Genomic DNA, 20,244 nt, shown 5'->3' on the forward strand with positions numbered 1-20,244 from the left:
AAAAGTGTGCCCATTTTCAGGATCTGAAGACCCAATGCAACTCAATACCATGATCGCCCGTCAAATCGTCGAAAGAACGATGAAAATCATCGGTCATTCCGTCAATGTCATGGATGAACGCGGCCTAATTATAGGCTCGGGAGATCCAAGTCGTTTGCATCAAAGACACGAAGGCGCATTATTGACACTCGCTGAGAACCGAATTGTTGAAATTGATGAAGCAACATCAAATTCTCTAAAAGGAGTTAAACCGGGGATCAACCTTCCAGTGATGTTTAACGACAAAGCCATTGGTGTGGTAGGCATCTCAGGCATGCCTGAGCAAGTGCGTAATTATGGTGAACTGGTAAAGATGACGGCAGAGCTCATCGTTGAGCAGGCCGCATTTATTTCTCAAATGCAGTGGGACAAAAGACACCGAGAAGAACTGGTGCTTCAGCTGATTAGTGAGTCAGAGCTTAACAATCAACAGCTTCTGTCCATTGCCCGCGGCTTGGATCTTGATCTTGAACAGCCGCGCGTCGCCGCAGTGGTAAAACTGTTGCCTCGTGACGCAGGAACGCTCTCCCTTGAACATCTGCAATCAATGGTCCACATGCTCGAAAACCCTGAACGAGATAATCTCGTAGGGATTTCGTCGGTATCACGCCACGAAATTGTCGTGCTCAAACCCATCACCACAGAACAAGGGGAATGGTCACAGCAACCGGAACAAAAGAAAGTCAAAAAGCTGCTCAAACGTATCTCTGAGCAAAAAGCATTTCATGTACAAATCGCCTATGGCGGTTACTTCCCATCGCTGAAGGGGCTGGCAAGATCTTACCAAACTGCCAGCGCGACACTCGCTGCTGGGCAACACCAAGGAACGGTTTTGTTCTACGAAGATCATACCCTCCCCGTCCTTTTAAGCGCGATGCCCGATAACGATTGGCGAACGCGTCAGCTGCATGAACCTATGTTGACGCTCATACAAAATGATACTCGCGGCACACTGACTAAAACGCTCTCCGTCTTTTTTGATCAGAACTGTGATTTAGTTCAAACGTGCGAAAAACTGCATATTCATCGCAATACGCTGCGGTATCGCCTACAGCAAATAAATCACGCAACCTCTTTAGATATCAATCAATTAGAAGATAAAACTCTCCTCTATCTGTCGTTTTTGAAATGGCAGCAAAACACCTAAATTGTGCAATTGCACAATAATCGTTGAGTTTCACCGCACCATCTTTAGTCAATTGCCTAATGCTTGCCATTCCTCCTAGGCGTACAGTGCTGATAGTTTTTCGTTTCAGCCGAGAAGTATGAGATGACCGAAGTATCTACCTTGGGCGCATTGGCCGCCCTTATCGTTTCCATAACACTGATTTTAAGAAAAGTACCGCCAGCCTACGGCATGATCATTGGTGCCCTCGTCGGCGGTATTGTCGGTGGCGTGTCTTTAACAGACACCGTGAGCCTAATGATTGGCGGCGCACAAGGTATCGTAACTGCGGTACTTCGCATTCTTGCAGCGGGTATTCTCGCTGGCGTGCTGATTGAATCTGGCGCGGCGACAACCATCGCTGAAACCATCGTGAAGAAAGTGGGTGAAACACGCGCACTACTTGCGCTGGCAGTAGCGACCATGATCCTCACCGCTGTTGGCGTGTTCGTGGATGTTGCTGTGATCACCGTAGCGCCGATTGCTCTCGCCATTGCACGTCGCGCAGACCTTTCCAAGATGGCGATTTTGCTCGCTATGGTAGGCGGCGGTAAGGCAGGTAACGTGATGTCACCGAACCCCAATGCCATTGCCGCAGCAGACGCCTTCAATGTTCCGTTAACGTCAGTGATGGCTGCGGGTGTGATCCCCGGTTTATGCGGCATGATGGCGGCATACTTCATTGCCTTAAAACTGAAAAATCGTGGCAGCAAAGTCGCTGCACATGAAGTGGTTGATGTCGACATGAGCCGCCTGCCCTCTTTTACCGCCGCAATGGTCGCGCCGTTAGTCGCCATTTCATTGCTGGCACTTCGCCCAATCGCTGGTATCAATATCGACCCGCTGATTGCCCTGCCTTTGGGTGGTTTACTGGGTGCGCTTGCTATGCGCCGAGGCCGTGATACCAATCACTTCGCGGTTTCAGGCTTGAATCGCATGGCACCTGTTGCAGTGATGCTCCTTGGTACTGGTACGCTGGCTGGCATCATCGCTAACTCTGGCCTAAAAAACGGCTTGATTGACCTGCTGACTACATCGGGCTTGCCGTCTTATCTGCTAGCACCGTTCTCGGGTGCGCTGATGTCGCTTGCGACCGCTTCCACCACCGCAGGTACGGCGGTTGCGAGTAGCGTGTTTGCTAACACCATCCTTGAACTTGGCGTTCCAGCCCTTGCTGGCGCTGCGATGATCCATGCTGGTGCAACCGTATTTGACCACATGCCACACGGCAGTTTCTTCCATGCGACCGGCGGCGCTGTGCACATGGACATGAAAGAACGCTTGAAGCTTATTCCTTACGAATCCGCGGTTGGTTTCGTTATCGCTCTCATCTCTACACTGATCTTTGGTGTGTTTGGCCTGTTTGTATAAGGACGTTACTGATGAAAATTGTTATTGCTCCAGATTCTTACAAAGAAAGTTTGTCTGCCATGGACGTTGCAACTGCAATCGAAACGGGCTTTAAACACATCATGCCAGATGCTACCTACGTCAAACTGCCAATGGCAGATGGCGGTGAAGGTACGGTTCAATCCATGATTGATGCGACGGGTGGTCGACTTGTCGATGTGACGGTAACGGGGCCACTAGGCACACCAGTGGAAGGTTTCTTCGGCCTACTCGGTGATGGCGAAACCGCGGTCATTGAAATGGCGGCGGCATCCGGTCTGCACCTCGTTCCCACTGCAGCGCGTAACCCATTGCTGACCAACAGCTTTGGCACGGGTGAACTCATCAAAGCCGCACTAGATTTGGGTGTCAAACACCTAATTGTTGGGATTGGCGGTAGTGCGACCAACGACGGCGGTGCAGGCATGGCGCAAGCGTTGGGTGTAAAACTGCTTGATGAAGCAGGCAACCCTATCGCATTTGGCGGCGGCGCTCTAAGCACACTGCATACCATTGATACTTCAGGTATCGACCCACGCCTCGCTCACGTTAAGCTCGAAGTAGCGTGTGACGTGGATAATCCGCTGTGTGGTGAGAAAGGTGCATCTGCGGTGTTTGGCCCCCAAAAAGGCGCAACACCAGAGATGGTAAGTACCTTGGACAGCAACCTCGCACATTACGCTGAGGTCATGAAGACTCAGCTAAACAGTGATGTCAAAAACCGCGCAGGCGCAGGTGCTGCGGGTGGCATGGGTGCTGCATTGTTAGGTCTGTTTGATGCGGATTTGCGTCCAGGTATCGAGATCGTGATGGATGCAGTGAATCTCTCAGAACATTTGAAAGATGCGGATTTGGTGATCACGGGTGAAGGCCGTATCGACAGCCAAACCATTCACGGTAAAACCCCTATCGGTGTGGCGCGTTGCGCGAAAACCTTTGGTCTGCCAGTGATTGGTATTGCCGGCTGCCTTTCTAACGATGTTGAAATCGTACATGGTCACGGTATTGACGCAGTATTCAGTGTGGTATCTCGTCCAACCTCACTGGAAGAAGCATTGCGTGAAGGTGCGATGAATGTTGAAAACACCGCCGCAAACGTGGCAAGACTTCTCCTTCTAAGCAAGTAAGCCAAACTGACACACAAAAAAACGGCACCTAGAGGTGCCGTTTTTGTTCATTTCTATATCAACTATCAGCAGCAAGCAGGCTCGCATTCTTGAATGTTTAAAGCGGAGCAACACGCAGCAAAATCGCAGCGTCCCAACACTCGCTCCTCCGATAGATAGAATGAACGAAACCTTTCCATAAAGTTATCTGATACGCTTTTCTCAGCGAATCCCGTCTCTAACAGTGCTGCTTGCCACGCTTTTACCTTTGGGAACCCCTCCAAGAAATCATAACCACTTTCAATCCGAATGATTTCAGCACGATGTAGCAAGGGCAGCCACGCCATATCGACCATACTTAGGTCGTCACTGTTAAAAAAACGATATTGGCCCAACTGGTTCTCCACTTTTTCAAACGCCTTGCGAAGTTTCTCAGAGCGATCTTTTAAGTCATCAATAGTCCTGCTTGATTGCGCACCACACTGCACCAGGTAGTGCTTAGTTCCCAAATAACTCCAAGCTCTATTAATGGCTTTTTGCTCCAGGCTCAAGGCTGGCTGCATCGCGCCGTATTTGTCTTCCAGATATTCAGCAATGGCGTCAGATTCAAACAACGCGGTATTGTCCTCGGTAACCAAAACAGGCACTTGTCCATTTGGAGAAATATCCAAGAACCATTGTGGCTTGTCGCTCAAACTGGTGTATTCGACCTCATACGGTAATTGTTTGGCTTCCAACATCGCAGTGATGCGCTGAACAAAAGGACAAATAGTAAAACTGATGACTTTAAGCATGACTTTTCTCTCTATATTGGCAAAGCGTCTTTTTGTTCGCTTTTCCTATAAGACGAGATATTTCCACAAAAGACGAAATATAAACGTAAAAAAAAGCCAACCTCGAGGGTTGGCTTTCCATCATGCTGATTTAGGACGAGATTAAACAGCTGCCTGAATAATCACATCATCCGCTTTCTTGGTGTATTGATCCATGCGGTGGAAGTTCAGGTAGCGATACGTATCGGCTGCTGTCGCATCGATTTGTTTCGCAAACTCTAAGTACTCTTCAACCGTTGGAATACGACCAATGATCGCGCCGACAGATGCCAGTTCCGCAGAAGACAGGTAAACGTTCGCACCTGTACCTAAACGGTTCGGGAAGTTACGGGTAGAGGTAGACAGTACGGTCGCTTTATCAGCAACACGCGCTTGGTTACCCATACACAGTGAACACCCAGGCGTTTCGATACGTACACCTGCACGGCCGAAGATACCGTAGTAACCTTCTTCTGTTAGCTGGTCACGGTCCATTTTCGTTGGTGGTGCAACCCAAAGACGTGTTTCGAGCGTGCCGCCGAACTTGTCTAGCAGTTTACCTGCCGCACGGAAGTGACCAATGTTGGTCATACAGCTGCCAATGAAGACTTCATCAACCTTGTCGCCAGCAACGTCAGAAAGTAGACGCGCATCATCAGGGTCATTTGGTGCACACAGAATTGGCTCTTTAATGTCAGCCAGATCGATTTCGATCACTTCTGCGTATTCAGCGTCTTTGTCCGCTTCCATCAGTTCAGGATTCGCTAACCACGCTTCCATCGCTGAAACACGACGTTCGATGGTACGACGATCGCCGTAGCCTTCGCTGATCATCCACTTCAACATCACGATGTTAGAGCTCAAGTACTCAGACACTGATTCTTGAGACAGCTTAACGGTACAACCGGCTGCTGAACGCTCTGCAGATGCATCTGATAGTTCGAACGCTTGCTCAACCGTCAGGTGTTCAACACCTTCGATTTCAAGAACTCGGCCAGAGAATGCGTTGATCTTACCCGCTTTCTCAACGGTCAGAAGACCTTGCTTGATGCCGTAGTAAGGGATCGCATGCACCAAGTCACGTAGCGTGATACCCGGCTGCATTTCACCTTTAAAACGCACCAAAATAGATTCAGGCATATCCAACGGCATAACGCCTGTCGCTGCTGCGAACGCAACCAGACCAGAACCTGCAGGGAACGAAATGCCCAGCGGGAAGCGGGTGTGCGAATCACCACCAGTACCAACGGTATCAGGCAGTAGCATACGGTTTAGCCATGAGTGGATAACACCATCCCCCGGACGAAGCGCAACACCGCCACGGTTCTGAATGAAATCAGGTAGCGTGTGGTGAGTAACAACATCAACAGGTTTCGGGTAGGCAGACGTGTGACAGAAAGACTGCATAGTCAAATCGGCAGAGAAACCTAGACATGCAAGGTCTTTCAGCTCATCACGGGTCATAGGGCCTGTAGTGTCCTGAGAACCTACAGTGGTCATCTTAGGCTCACAGTATGTGCCTGGACGGATACCTTCAACGCCACATGCTTTACCGACCATTTTCTGAGCCAGCGTATAGCCTTTATCTGAATCAGCAACAGGTTGAGGGCGACGGAAGACATCTGATGCTTCAAGACCTAGCGCTTCACGCGCACGATCCGTCAAACCACGACCGATGATCAAAGGAATACGACCACCAGCACGCACTTCATCATAAAGTACGTCAGTTTTCAGAGAGAAAGTAGACAGCACTTCGTCAGATGCATTGCTGCGTACTTCGCCTTTGAATGGGTAAACGTCAATCACGTCCCCCATACCAAGCTTAGATACGTCCAATTCGATTGGCAGTGCGCCTGCATCTTCCATGGTGTTAAAGAAGATTGGTGCAATCTTGCCACCCAGACAGTAACCACCCGCGCGCTTATTAGGCACGTTAGGAATGTCATCACCCATGAACCAAAGCACGGAGTTAGTTGCGGACTTACGAGAAGAGCCCGTACCCACAACATCACCGACATAAACTAGCTGATGGCCTTTTTCTTTAAGTGCTTCAATTTGCTTAATTGAGCCAATCACACCAGGTTGGTCTGGTTCGATACCATCGCGAGCATTCTTCAGCATCGCCAATGCGTGCAGAGGAATATCAGGGCGAGACCATGCATCTGGTGCTGGTGACAAGTCATCGGTATTGGTCTCACCGGTAACTTTAAATACGGTTAACGTGACTTTTTCTGGCACGTTTGGCTTGGACAGGAACCACTCAGCATCGGCCCAAGACTGCATAATTTGCTTCGCGTGCTCGTTACCCGCTTTCGCTTTTTCTTCCACATCATAGAAAGAATCAAACATCAGCAAAGTATGAGACAAGGCTTTTGCCGCAATAGGTGCAAGCGCTTCGTCTTCCAACAGACCAATCAACGATTCGATGTTGTAACCACCTTGCATGGTGCCAAGCAGTTCAACAGCTTTCTCTTTGCTGACGAGTGGAGACGTCGCTTCACCCTTTGCAACGGCAGACAAAAAACCTGCCTTTACATATGCAGCTTCATCAACACCTGGTGGAATACGGTTTTCAAGCAGGTCAACAAGGATAACTTCTTCGCCTGCTGGCGGGTTCTTGAGTAATTCAATTAGGCTTGCGGTTTGTTCCGCATCAAGTGGTTTAGGGACAATACCCTGAGCAGCACGTTCTTCGACGTGTTTACGATAGGCTTCAAGCACGACGTGTTTCCTCATATTGCGGTCTAACCATCACGGTCAAACATCCTTGGAATTAAGCTCGGTTTGCAGGCACCCATCGAAGCGTAGGGATGGCTATCTTTCTGAAGTGCCCTGCATGACGAAGCTGACATGTTATCACTTTTTAACCAAATCTTAAATTCCAACCACGGAATGAAACATTTGATTTAGCAACAAGAAAAGGGAGTCCTCCCCTCACTTTTAGAACATTAAAAATCAGTCCCGACTATAAAATAGAACGAATCGAGATCATTTTCTGTACGACCATAGGCGATAATGACAGGGCCTAATGGCGAATCAACCCCCGCAAATATACTGCCTGCCGTATAAAACGGTACATCTTTTAGTGAAAAGTCAGGGTTGTTCCACACTCCGCCGTACTCTAATGAAGTGCCTAAATACACGGGGGATTTAAATAGGCCAAAATCATTATCCAGCAGGCGATAACGGTAAACTAAAGCACCATAAGCAATATTGTTTGCCCATAAAGAGTCACGTGGAATACCCGATAAGTTGAGAAAGCCACCGAGTTCATGCGGTTCAATCGCGACATTGCCGACACGCGCATTGATCGTGCCGTACTTCGCTTTACCGTACATGGTGTGCTTATTGATGGTTTTGGCATATATCCCTTCAATGTTCAGCACACTCGCTTCAGATTTTGCGCGTCCATCTTCCCCATCGAGCTCATCACGCGCGTAACCCAATGCCATGTTTAGGTAACCGCCTCGGCTTGGGAAGGTTCGGCTATCTAGGGTGTCCAATGTCATGCTGACAAAAGGCATTTGTCGTATGTAGTTCTGCTGAGCAAAGCCACCGGCTATCTCTTCTTCACCGTCGAGATAGCGATAACCCACCATAAACTCCCCCCACAGCTGAGGCTGCCAGCCAAGCCCAACTTCCGCTATGACTTCACTGAAACGCGTGCCTAACGTGAACGTTTCATCCTCTAAGTTCGGCTCTTCCCCCCGAAAATAGGCATCACGCTCGCGTACTTCCAATCCACCAAGCACCTGAGCGAAAAAGAGCTGATCTGCAGAGAAAGGAAGGTACAGTTCAGCCTGAGCACGCTTGTCAGTTCCTAGCTCAAAGAGGCTTCTTATTTCCGCCCCATAATCTGTTAGCCCCGTGCTATTGATACTGAAACCTGCTGAGAAGTTAGTGCCAGACTCAAAGTTATCTTCTAACGCGAACCGGAAATCGACAAAATTAGGCCCCCAGCTTTTTTCCTTCACATCAACAACCAGCACATTCTCTTCACCTTGATGCTCAACGTGATAGCGAACCGTTTCAAAACGATCCAGTGCATAAAGATTTTGTACCGATTCCTCTAATTTTTTACTGTCAATTCGCCCAGTTTGGAGCGATAACCTCGCTTTGAGAACATCATCAGAAAAGCTGGTGTCATTGTTAATGACTATATTATCAACAGTGAGAGTGTCGCCATACATCATCAAGCGACGGCGAAGTTGTTTCTTTTCGATGTACGCTTGATACTGCCCTGAGTTTAGTCTCAGTGATGTTAGGGCTTTTTTATTTGCCAGCGTGACCTGATACCCTTTTTCGTAAGCCTCAGGCATTCGGTCGAATTCAGTGGTTTCCATGTCGCCAACCTCGGGCGTTAACAACACGTCACTGTCAGTCATATTGGCGATTTGCTGATCGGTGCTGTTACGCACCATGTAGTTCACCAGTTGGTTCATCACTGAAAGGTACGAACCTAGCTCCGCCGCAGGGCTGTAATCCGTGCTGATATCCACGGCAATCACAATATCTGCACCCAACGCTTTCGCCACGTCAACGGGCATATTATTCACTGAGCCGCCGTCAACAAGGTATCGACCTTCAAGCTCTACCGGAGGGAGCGCACCAGGTACTGCCATACTGGCCAACATGGCTTCTGTCAGCTGTCCGTCACCAATAACGACAGGCACTAATCGCTCTATGTCTGTGGCAACAGCACGATAAGGCACGACCATTTGGTCAAAGGATTCAAAAGAAGGAAGGTTGCCAGTTGATTCACGTAAGATCCGAATCATATTCTGGCCTTGAACGATACCTTGAGGGGTTTTCAGGCTTTTGAAATCAAAACCGAAGTTTGTAGACAGGTTATATCGGTCTTCATGTTCTTTATCTCGTGTCCGACGATCACCACGATAAACACGGTCTTGATAACCTTCATTCCAATCTGTCGTTTCAATCAGTACTGAAATTTCATCTGCGGTCATACCAATTGCATACAGCCCACCCACATAGGCTCCCATGCTCGTCCCCGCAATGTAATCAACAGGAATACGCAACTCTTCAAGCGCTTTCAACACCCCAACGTGCGCTGCGCCTTTCGCGCCACCACCGCCAAGAACCAAACCAATTGTTGGTCTTTGAGAGCTTTCTTCTCCAAACGCTAAAGATGCGGGTAGCACGGCCGACAACAGCAGTGCCGCAGTAACCAACCTGCCCTTTACTAGCCAATTAAACATTTTGCTGCCTTGCATTTCTTTAATGTCCATATATACAAATAACGACGCTGAATGGTAGTTAGCGTCACGGAGAAAGGCCTTTACTTCATGCGATTAACCATCAAACAAAAACTTATTTTCGCCATGATCGCTTCAGTGATCGCATCCACCGCTATCGTCAGTTTCCTGAGTTTAACAAAAGCGCATGACATGGTAGAAACGCGCTTACTCGAAAACGAGCTCCCTCTGCTATTGACCAACATTCGCGAAGATATTGAGCAGAACGTATCACAACTGACCTCTGCTGCAGAACAGCTAGCCGTCATGCCTATGGCAGTGACCGCTGTGCGTGCACCCGGCGATCCTCGTGACAAATCAGATATTGTTAAAACACTTCAGGCACTTAAGCAGCAGTATCAATTGACCGATGCTTCTATCGCCAACCGCATGAATGGTGACTATTGGAACCAAGACGGGTTTTTACGCCAACTAAAACCAAACGATAGCTCTTGGTTCTTCAAACTCGTAAACAGTGGTGATACCCGCACCACCAGTGTGTATCGCGAAGATAATGGCGACTTGAAACTGTTCGTCAACTACCAACAGACTAACGGATATTTGCTCGCAGGTCTCTCGCGCTCCATGGATAACATGGTGAATTTCATGAACCAGTTCAAAATCGAACAAAGCGGCTTTGTGTTCATGGTTTCTCACGATGGCAAAGTGCAATTGCACAAAGATTCCTCAAAAATGGGAAGCAACACCCTCGCTCAGATGTATCAGGGAAATGTTCGTGACTTGTTAGTTAAGCGTGACTTTAACCTAACAGCCGCATCTAACGGCGAGCGTGATGTCTTACTCGCATCTAGCTATATTCCTGATTTAGATTGGTTTGTTGTGGCAGAAGTCCCGACTGATGAAGTCTATGACGAACTGACAATGGCAGCACAGCAAATCATCCTGCTTTCCGTGCTTGTTTGCGCACTCATTGCACTGGCAGCCGTGCTTCTCGCATCGACCATTACGCGCCCAATCTCTGATCTTGCGAAAGTGTTTCGCGACATTGGAGAAGGCGAAGGTGACCTTAGTCAGCGCCTTGAAATAAAAACAAATGATGAAATAGGTCAACTGGCTCAAGGCTTCAACAGCTTTGTTAGCAAAATTCATCAGGTTGTTGGCGATGTGGCATCAACTAGTCACTCTCTTAACAACGCGGCTTCGGTTGTCGCTAAACAAGCTCAAATGACCCAGGATCAGAGTCAAAGCCAACGTGACCGTACGGTATTGGTGGTCACTGCCATCAATGAAATGGGTGCGACGGTCAATGAAATTGCCGCTAATGCAGCTCATGCTGCAGATTCTGCCAACCATGCCGCCAATGAAACAGCGACAGGCCAGAGCGTGGTCATGTCAGCACAAAACAACATTCAGCAGCTTGCGAGTGAAATGGACAACATGACGGACATGATCCGTAAGTTAGCCGGAAACACGCAGCAAATTGGCAGCATTTTGGATGTTATCCGTGGCGTGTCTGAACAAACGAATCTTTTGGCACTTAACGCTGCGATTGAAGCGGCTCGTGCAGGAGAGCAAGGCAGAGGCTTTGCCGTTGTAGCAGATGAAGTCAGAAGTTTGGCAAGTCGCACAGCGCAATCGACAAATGAAATCCAAACCATGATTGACGAGCTTCAGCAAGAAGCGCAACTCGCGGTAAGCGCCATGGAAAACAGCCAGCAACTAACCGCTCAAGGCGCTGATGCGTCTCAGAATGCTTCTTCTGCATTGGTGCAAATCAATGATCAAATCGTGCGTATTTCAGATCTGAATACGCAGGTTGCCACTGCCACCGAAGAGCAGTCGACCGTAGTAACGGATATCAATCGAAACATCGAAGACATCAACACCACCACCCAGCTAACCGCTGAGACGGCGGATAACATGGCCAGTGCCAGTGATGAACTTCGTGATCTCTCACATAAACTGGATGCGTTGGTGCGAAGCTTTAAGCTTTAAGCTCCAAGCTCCAAGCTCCAAGCTCCAAGCTCCAAGCTCCAAGCACATGGTTCAGACCCAATAAAAAACGCCGCAATTGCGGCGTTTTTTATTACATATTTATCAGCACGTTAGACACGAAAGCCGCTCACGACTTTATCCAACTGCTGACTCTTCTGTGCTAGTTCGCTACACGTCTGCTCGACGCTGCCCAAGTTCTGATGAACTCGCTGACCATTGTCGACGATACCGTGAATGTTACGGTTAATGTCTTCAGAGACGGCACGCTGTTGTGAGGACGCTGTCGCCACTTGAGAGTTTTGGTCATTGATCGTAATGATCATCGCCGATACCGCATCCAAGTATTCCGCCGTTTGCTGAATGTGCGAGACGGTATCATTGCTCGCTTCGCTGCTTTCATTCATCGCGCAGACCGCGTTTTTGGTGCCCGTCTCCAGACGCTCAATCATATTGCGAATTTCTTCGGTGCTTTGCTGGGTCTTGTTTGCCAAGTTTCGCACTTCGTCGGCAACAACTGCAAAGCCACGACCTTGCTCACCCGCACGGGCCGCTTCAATGGCAGCATTCAAGGCCAACAAGTTGGTTTGTTCCGCAATGCCGCGAATCACATCAACAATAGACGCAATGCTATCCACATCGTGATTCAGGGAGGTAATCATCTCTTGAGATTGCTCAATACGGCTTCTCAGCGCAGACACTGCATTCACGGTACCCGCCACACTGCTTTGTGCTGCACCAATCTCTTGTGTTGCCGCGCCCGTAGCGTCAGCAGCATCCAAGGCGTTCTGACTGATCTGGGTGCTGCTCGCACTCATCTCCTGCACAGCAGCCGCTATCATGTCACTCTCACGCTGCTGGTTTTCAGTTTCAGTCACGCTGCTGCGAATAGCGCCCTCAATGCGCACTGTGTGCTCGCGTAGATGGTTAGAGGCATCCACCACTTCTTTGATACTCGCTTGGATTTTAGCGACGAAGCGGTTGAATGACTCACCAAGCTGACCGATTTCATCGTGCGATCGCACGGTCAAACGCTGCGTCAGATCGCCATCGCCAGAGGCGATATTCTCTAGAGCCTCACCCATTTCTTTAACGGGTTGCAACAGCATACGAGAAAGCACGATCCCACCAAACATGGCGAGTAACAGCGCTGCGATAGTACCACCAACAATCAAACGCTCTGCTTGAATGGTTGATTCGTCAATGTCTTGGGTGATATCAGATGACGCTTGGTTAATGGCTTTCAGTAGTGTTTTAAGATCACGGCGAAGACCTGAAAATGTCTGCTCAATCTCTTTAGAGTTGTCTGCATATTCTTGTTGAATCGTTTCGGGATTCAACATCATCACCTCTAACGCTTTACCCCAAGCTCTTGTGTCGTCGATGAGTTGATCCAACTTAACTTGATGGCTCGCATCGATCACGCCCGCATCAATCACGGTTTGAATCGACTTAAGTCTCGGAATGGCTTTCGGCGCATTGTCATAAAATTCAAATTGTTGCTTTTCAATCGTTTCTTGAGTGACACCTTTAGCGATAAGCCCTTCGACACTTCCTAGCACTTGATACAAATCGCGATACGCGTCATCAATGCTTTCAATGGTTGGGTGAATTTTCTCGTTCAATACCGTATTCAGCGCTACCTGACGTTCAAAGGTTTGATAAGACATGGCGAGCACAAGCGTAAAAATAGTTGAAACAAAACCAAGGGGAAGGAATAACTTGGTTCGAAACGAAAGTTGGTTAATTAACTGCATGAGTTCCTCAAGAGCGAATACGTGACGTTGGTAAAAAAGAAATAGTAAGAAGTGGTTCAGCGTCTGTTCGCGGAAGGTCGTGCAACTCTTTATCTCTAACGGTTTCGTTCAAAACACACGCCCCAGAGCATAAGGCGCAAGGTGAGAACGTCGTAAAGAACAAGGGGCTAATGGTAGCAACTGAAACCATTGATAAGAAATATAATATGGTTATTTATTGATATAACATCGTAAAAAATACAGTGTATTTTCTTGTTTTGTTAGATTCCTTCACGAAATCGTTAATCGCTTGTAATAACGACGAAAAGCCAACAAAAACCACCTTTATGAGTGGCTAAATTCCAACCAAAAAAAAACGCCTCGAACTTCGAGGCGTTTTCTATTCAATGCGGAGAAGAATTACTTTTTCTTCTTCACTGCTTTTGCATTTGGCAGGTCAGTGATTGAACCTTCGAACACTTCAGCAGCAAGACCCACTGACTCATGCAGAGTCGGGTGAGCGTGGATGGTCAATGCGATATCTTCTGCATCACAACCCATCTCGATAGCCAGACCGATTTCGCCCAACAGTTCACCACCGTTAGTACCAACAATCGCACCACCGATAACACGGTGAGTATCTTTGTCAAAAATCATCTTGGTCATACCGTCTGAACAGTCAGAGGCGATTGCGCGACCAGAAGCAGCCCACGGGAAGGTCGCAACTTCGTAGTTGATGCCTTCTGCTTTCGCTTCTTTCTCGGTCTTACCAACCCAAGCAACTTCTGGCTCAGTATAAGCAATTGAAGGGATCACTTTAGGATCGAAGTAGTGTTTCTTACCAGAAATCACTTCTGCCGCTACGTGGCCTTCATGCACACCTTTGTGAGCAAGCATAGGTTGACCAACGACGTCGCCGATCGCATGGATGTGAGCAACGTTAGTACGCAGTTGTTTATCAACATTGATAAAGCCACGTTCGTCAACTTCAACACCCGCTTTCTCAGCGTCTAGCAATTTGCCGTTTGGCACACGACCGATAGCAACCAGCACTGCGTCATAGCGAACCGCTTCTGCAGGTGCTTTCTTGCCTTCCATCGTTACGTAGATGCCGTCTTCTTTTGCTTCAACCGCAGTCACTTTGGTTTCAAGCATCAAGTTGAACTTCTTGCTAATACGCTTAGTAAAGACTTTGATGATGTCTTTATCAGCAGCAGGAATAACTTGGTCGAACATCTCAACCACGTCAACTTGTGAACCCAGCGCGTCATATACCGTACCCATTTCTAGGCCGATAATACCGCCGCCCATAACCAACAGCTTCTCTGGAACTTCTTTCAGTTCTAGCGCGTCAGTTGAGTCCCAAATACGTGGGTCTTCATGTGGGATAAATGGCAATTCAATTGGACGAGAACCCGCCGCAATGATTGCGTTATCAAAGTTGATGGTCGTTGGACCTTCAGCGCCTTCAACAACGATGGTGTTCGGGCCAGTAAATTTACCGTAACCGTTAACCACGTTAACTTTACGCATCTTAGCCATACCGCCAAGACCGCCAGTCAGTTGAGTAACAACTTTGTCTTTCCATAGGCGGATTTTGTTGATGTCGGTTTGTGGCTCACCGAACACAACACCATGCGCAGACATTGCTTTGGCTTCTTCGATAACTTTCGCAACGTGAAGTAGGGCTTTAGATGGGATACAACCCACATTCAGACACACACCACCTAACGTGCTGTATTTTTCTACCAGAACGGTTTCTAGACCCAAGTCCGCGCAACGGAATGCGGCTGAATAACCAGCAGGACCTGAACCCAGTACCACGACTTGGGTTTTGATTTCTTTACTCATTCTGACCTCGTTGTAGTCTTATATCCCTGACAGGCTAAGAGATTCTTTTTATGGTGGAGCCATTTTGTTTCACGACAAGCACTCTGCAATGAAAGCACTTATTTTGGTCCAACATTTTACAGCTGTGTTAACAAGCTGAAAAATAAAAACCCATAGCCTGTGAGCTATACATCAAATCAGCGTTCGCCATATGCAGGCGAACGCTGATCGGGTGTCGTATTACAGTACCAAGCGACGGATGTCAGACAGACACTCGTTCAGGTAAGTCACGAAACGTGCACCTTCTGCACCGTCGATCACGCGGTGATCGTATGACAGTGACAGAGGCAACATTAGGCGAGGAACAAAGTCCTTACCATTCCAAACCGGTTTCATTTCCGATTTAGACACACCCAGGATGCCAACTTCTGGCGCGTTAACAATTGGGGTAAACGCAGTACCACCCAAGCCACCTAGGCTAGAGATAGTGAAGCAACCACCTTGCATGTCTGATGCAGTTAGCTTACCGGAGCGTGCTTTCTTAGACACTTCCATTAGCTCAGCAGACAGCTCGTAGATACCTTTCTTGTTAACGTCACGGAATACAGGAACAACCAAGCCATTTGGCGTGTCCACCGCGATACCGATGTTTACGTATTTCTTCAGAATCAAGCTCTCACCGTCGTCAGACAGAGAAGAGTTGAACGATGGGAACGCTTCCAGTGCTTTCGCAGCCGCTTTCATGATGAACACCAATGGGGTGATCTTCATGCCAGTGTCTTTCTTCGCTTCCACCGCATTCTGTTCTTTACGGAATGCTTCTAGCTCAGTGATGTCTGCGTTATCCCACTGTGTAACGTGCGGGATCATTACCCAGTTACGGTGCAGGTTCGCGCCAGAAATCTTCTTGATGCGAGACAGCGGTTTGGTTTCAGTTTCGCCAAACTTGCTGAAGTCAACTTTCGGCCAAGGTAGCAAACCAAGTGCTGCGCCATCGCCTTTGCCTGAAGCAGACGCTGCTGCGCCAGACTCAAGACGCTTAAGCGCTTCTTTCACGTAGTTTTGAACGTCTTCTTTCTGGATACGGCTCTTACGACCAGAACCCTTCACCTTAGATAGGTTAACGCCAAACTCACGCGCTAGACGACGAACAACTGGCGATGCATGTGCATATTCGTTGTTTTCAACGAATTCAGCAGATGCCGCTGGTGCTGCTTGAGCCGCAGGAGCTGGTGCCGCTGCTTGCGCAGGCGCTGCTGCTGGAGCTTGTGCCGCTGCAACAGGAGCTGCCGGTGCTGCACCCGCCACTTCGAAGACCATGATCAACGAGCCCGTTGATACTTTGTCGCCCGCAGCGATTTTGATTTCTTTCAGTACGCCCGCGAATGGTGCAGGGACTTCCATTGAAGCCTTGTCACCTTCAACAGTGATAAGAGATTGCTCTTCTTCAATGCTGTCGCCAACCGCAACCATGATTTCAGTGACTTCTACTTCGTCGCCGCCGATATCAGGAACGTGAACTTCTTTCATCGCTGCAACAGCTGGAGCTGCTGCTGGCGCTTCAGCCGCTGGTGCTGCCGCAACAGGCGCTGCACCAGAACCTGCAACTTCAAAGATCATGACCAGTGAACCGGTAGACACTTTGTCGCCCGCAGCGATTTTGATTTCTTTCAGTACGCCAGCGAACGGTGCAGGCACTTCCATCGAAGCCTTGTCGCCTTCAACCGTCAGAAGAGATTGCTCTTCTTCAATGCTGTCGCCGATAGCGACCATGATTTCAGTGACTTCTACTTCGTCACCACCGATATCAGGAACGTGAACTTCTTTCAGCTCAGCAGCCGCTGGAGCAGCAACCGGAGCCGCTGCAGGTGCTTCTGCCGCTGGAGCTGGAGCAGCAGCTGCTGCGCCTTCCGCTTCGAAGATCATGATCAAAGAACCGGTAGAAACCGTGTCGCCTTCAGCGATTTTGATTTCTTTAACAACACCCGCTTGTGATGCTGGTACTTCCATAGACGCTTTATCACCTTCAACAGTGATCAGCGACTGCTCTTCTTCAACTGTGTCACCAACGCTAACGAGGATTTCTGTTACTTCAACCTCATCGGCACCGATGTCTGGAACATTAATTTCGATTGCCATTGATTTATGCCTCTTACGCGTACAGTGGGTTCACTTTCTGAGTATCGATATCGAATTTCTTAATCGCTTCAACCACGACAGATTTCTCGATATCACCACGTTTTGCTAGCTCGCTTAGTGCAGCAACAACAACGTAGCCTGCATTCACTTCGAAGTGACGACGCAGGTTCTCACGGCTGTCTGAACGACCGAAGCCATCCGTACCCAACACTTTGAAAGACTCAGAAGGCATGAACGCACGAACTTGTTCTGCGTAGTTCTTCATGTAGTCAGTCGCTGCGATTGCTGGCTCAGAACCCATCACTTGGGTGATGTATGGCACTTTCTGCTCTGCATCTGGGTTTAGCATGTTGAAACGCTCAGCATCTTGACCTTCACGCGTTAGCTCATTGAAAGAGGTAACAGAGTAAATGTCAGACGCAACGCCGTAGTCTTCGCTAAGGATTTGAGCGGCTTTGCGAACTTCGTTCATGATGGTACCAGAGCTCATCAATTGAACTTTGTTTGCACCAGCATAAGACTCAAGCTTGTAGATACCCTTACGAATGCCTTCTTCAGCGCCTTCTGGCATTGCTGGCATTGCGTAGTTCTCGTTCATCAGCGTTAGGTAGTAGAACACGTTTTCTTGTTCTGGACCGTACATGCGACGGATACCGTCTTGCATGATAACTGCCAACTCGTACGCGAACGTCGGGTCGTAAGAAATACAGTTAGGGATAGTGTTCGCCTGAATGTGGCTGTGACCATCTTCGTGCTGTAGACCTTCACCGTTCAACGTTGTACGACCTGCCGTTGCACCCAATAGGAAGCCACGTGCTTGTTGGTCGCCAGCCATCCACGCCATGTCGCCCACACGTTGGAAGCCGAACATTGAGTAGTAGATGTAGAACGGGATCATTGGCAAATCGTTGGTGCTGTATGAAGTTGCAGCAGCGACCCAAGACGACATTGCGCCCAGTTCATTGATACCTTCTTGCAGAACCTGACCTGAGGTCGCTTCTTTGTAGTAAGAAACAACGCTGCGGTCTTCAGGGGTGTATTCCTGACCCGATGGGTTGTAAATACCGATTTGACGGAACAGACCTTCCATACCGAAAGTACGTGCTTCGTCTGCAATGATAGGAACGATGTTCTTACCAATGCCTTTGTGTTTTAGCAGAATGTTCAGAGTACGAACAAATGCCATGGTGGTTGAGATATCACGCTTCTGCTCATCAAGCAGAGGTTTGAACTCTTCCACTTCTGGAACCACAAGCTCTTCAGTGAACTTAGGCAGACGCTTAGGCGTGTAGCCGTGCAGTGCGTTACGACGCGCATGCATGTATTCGTATTCTGCTGAGCCTTCTTCCAATTTCAAGTATGGAAGAGCTTTCATGTCTTCATCAGAAACCAGCTCTTGCAGGCCTAGGCGATCACGTAGGTGCTGAACATGGGTCATGTCCATTTTCTTCACACCGTGCGCGATGTTCTTACCTTCCGCCGCTTCACCCATGCCGTAACCTTTAACGGTTTTCGCTAGGATAACGGTTGGACGATCAGTGGTTTGCTCGGCATTTTTGAATGCTGCATACAACTTAGATGGCTGATGACCGCCACGCTTAAGCGCGAAGATTTCATCGTCAGTCATATCAGCAACCAGTGCTGCAGTCTCTGGGTATTTGCCGAAGAAGTTCTCACGAACGTAGGCACCATCTTTAGACTTAAACGTCTGGTAGTCACCATCGATGGTTTCGTTCATCAGTTGAAGCAGTTTGCCCGTGGTATCTTTAGCAAGAAGTTTATCCCAGCCGCTACCCCAAACCACTTTCACTACGTTCCAACCTGCACCTTTGAACAGACCTTCCAGTTCTTGGATGATCTTGCCGTTACCCATAACTGGGCCATCTAGGCGCTGAAGGTTACAGTTGATCAGGAAGCATAGGTTGCCAAGCTTTTCACGAGCAGCGAATGAGATCGCACCGCGTGATTCTGGCTCATCCATCTCACCATCGCCCAAGAACGCATAAACGCGCTGAGCATTAGTTTGTTTCAGGCCACGACCTTCTAGGTATTTCAGGAAGCGAGCTTGATAGATAGCAGAGATAGGACCCAGACCCATAGAAACGGTTGGGAACTGCCAGAATTCAGGCATCAATTTAGGGTGCGGGTATGAAGGAATACCTTTGCCATCCACTTCTTGACGGAAGTTGTCTAGCTGCTCTTCAGTCAGGCGGCCTTCAACAAACGCACGCGAGTAGATACCCGGAGAGATGTGACCTTGGTAGTAAACCAAGTCACCACCATCCACCTCGTTAGGTGCACGGAAGAAATGGTTAAAGCACACTTCGTAGAATGCAGAAGCAGACTGGTAAGACGCCATGTGGCCGCCCAAATCCAAGTCTTTTTTCGATGCACGCAACACGATCATGATCGCGTTCCAACGAATGATAGAACGAATACGACGCTCCAGGTTTACGTCACCTGGATATGCTGGTTCTTTATCCGCAGGGATGGTATTCACATAGTTGGTGGTGACGCCTGTTGGCATATCAACACCATCAAGGCGCGCCTTTTCCATTACTTGCTCAAGTAGGAACTGGGCGCGTTCTACACCTTCTTCACGGACGACTGATGCAAGAGCTTCTAACCACTCTTGAGTTTCAAGTACGTCCACGTCACTTTTCATGACTTCAGACATGGCGATCTATCCTTTCGTTGATTGACTTGTACAAAACTAATGTTGTCGCAGCTGAAAAACGCATCCTGACAACGCGTTAAAGTTTTCGGATTTCATACACCAATCGCACTATGTATTTGCCCAAATGCTGCCTCGAAAGGCTG

General features: G+C 48.6%; 11 protein-coding genes. 4 read left to right on the forward strand and 7 right to left on the reverse strand.

The window, feature by feature from the left end:
• The first annotated feature begins 34 nt into the window (after positions 1–34).
• The 3 genes from Q365_RS0109175 (at position 35) to Q365_RS0109185 (ending at position 3,720) form a co-directional block, all read left to right on the forward strand.
• Positions 35–1,186, forward strand: a complete 1,152-nt coding sequence (locus Q365_RS0109175; RefSeq protein WP_028023062.1) for a sugar diacid recognition domain-containing protein — start codon at positions 35–37, stop codon at positions 1,184–1,186.
• Positions 1,187–1,309: 123 nt separating this feature from the next.
• Positions 1,310–2,575, forward strand: a complete 1,266-nt coding sequence (locus Q365_RS0109180) for a GntP family permease (protein ID WP_028023063.1) — start codon at positions 1,310–1,312, stop codon at positions 2,573–2,575.
• A gap of 11 nt (positions 2,576–2,586) precedes the next feature.
• Positions 2,587–3,720, forward strand: coding sequence for a glycerate kinase (locus Q365_RS0109185; protein WP_028023064.1), 1,134 nt, complete (start codon positions 2,587–2,589; stop codon positions 3,718–3,720).
• A gap of 65 nt (positions 3,721–3,785) precedes the next feature.
• On the opposite strand, the gene Q365_RS0109190 is transcribed toward Q365_RS0109185, so the two are convergent.
• From Q365_RS0109190 to Q365_RS0109200, 3 genes are all read right to left on the reverse strand, one after another.
• Positions 3,786–4,493, reverse strand: coding sequence for a glutathione S-transferase family protein (locus Q365_RS0109190; protein WP_028023065.1), 708 nt, complete (start codon positions 4,491–4,493; stop codon positions 3,786–3,788).
• A gap of 141 nt (positions 4,494–4,634) precedes the next feature.
• Positions 4,635–7,232, reverse strand: a complete 2,598-nt coding sequence (acnB, locus tag Q365_RS0109195; RefSeq protein WP_028023066.1) for a bifunctional aconitate hydratase 2/2-methylisocitrate dehydratase — start codon at positions 7,230–7,232, stop codon at positions 4,635–4,637.
• Between the two features lie 227 nt (positions 7,233–7,459).
• Positions 7,460–9,730 carry a patatin-like phospholipase family protein gene (locus tag Q365_RS0109200; RefSeq protein ID WP_028023067.1) on the reverse strand — a complete coding sequence of 757 codons (2,271 nt, stop codon included), beginning with the start codon at positions 9,728–9,730 and terminating at the stop codon, positions 7,460–7,462.
• Between the two features lie 87 nt (positions 9,731–9,817).
• On the opposite strand from Q365_RS0109200, the gene Q365_RS0109205 reads away from it, so the two are divergent.
• On the forward strand, positions 9,818–11,722 hold the full coding sequence (locus Q365_RS0109205; protein ID WP_028023068.1) for a methyl-accepting chemotaxis protein: 1,905 nt from the start codon (positions 9,818–9,820) through the stop codon (positions 11,720–11,722).
• 110 nt (positions 11,723–11,832) lie between these two features.
• On the opposite strand, the gene Q365_RS0109210 is transcribed toward Q365_RS0109205, so the two are convergent.
• The 4 genes from Q365_RS0109210 to aceE all read right to left on the reverse strand — a co-directional run bounded on the left by Q365_RS0109210 (position 11,833) and on the right by aceE (position 20,101).
• Positions 11,833–13,476 carry a methyl-accepting chemotaxis protein gene (locus tag Q365_RS0109210; RefSeq protein ID WP_028023069.1) on the reverse strand — a complete coding sequence of 548 codons (1,644 nt, stop codon included), beginning with the start codon at positions 13,474–13,476 and terminating at the stop codon, positions 11,833–11,835.
• Between the two features lie 399 nt (positions 13,477–13,875).
• On the reverse strand, positions 13,876–15,306 hold the full coding sequence (lpdA, locus tag Q365_RS0109215; RefSeq protein WP_028023070.1) for a dihydrolipoyl dehydrogenase: 1,431 nt from the start codon (positions 15,304–15,306) through the stop codon (positions 13,876–13,878).
• Between the two features lie 219 nt (positions 15,307–15,525).
• Positions 15,526–17,424: a pyruvate dehydrogenase complex dihydrolipoyllysine-residue acetyltransferase gene (gene aceF, locus Q365_RS0109220; protein WP_028023071.1), complete on the reverse strand. Its 1,899-nt coding sequence runs from the start codon at positions 17,422–17,424 to the stop codon at positions 15,526–15,528.
• A 13-nt stretch (positions 17,425–17,437) separates the two neighbouring features.
• Positions 17,438–20,101, reverse strand: a complete 2,664-nt coding sequence (aceE, locus tag Q365_RS0109225) for a pyruvate dehydrogenase (acetyl-transferring), homodimeric type (RefSeq protein ID WP_028023072.1) — start codon at positions 20,099–20,101, stop codon at positions 17,438–17,440.
• Positions 20,102–20,244 lie beyond the last annotated feature (143 nt).

The sequence above is a fragment of the Enterovibrio calviensis DSM 14347 genome, from assembly GCF_000621165.1.
Lineage (GTDB): Bacteria > Pseudomonadota > Gammaproteobacteria > Enterobacterales > Vibrionaceae > Enterovibrio > Enterovibrio calviensis.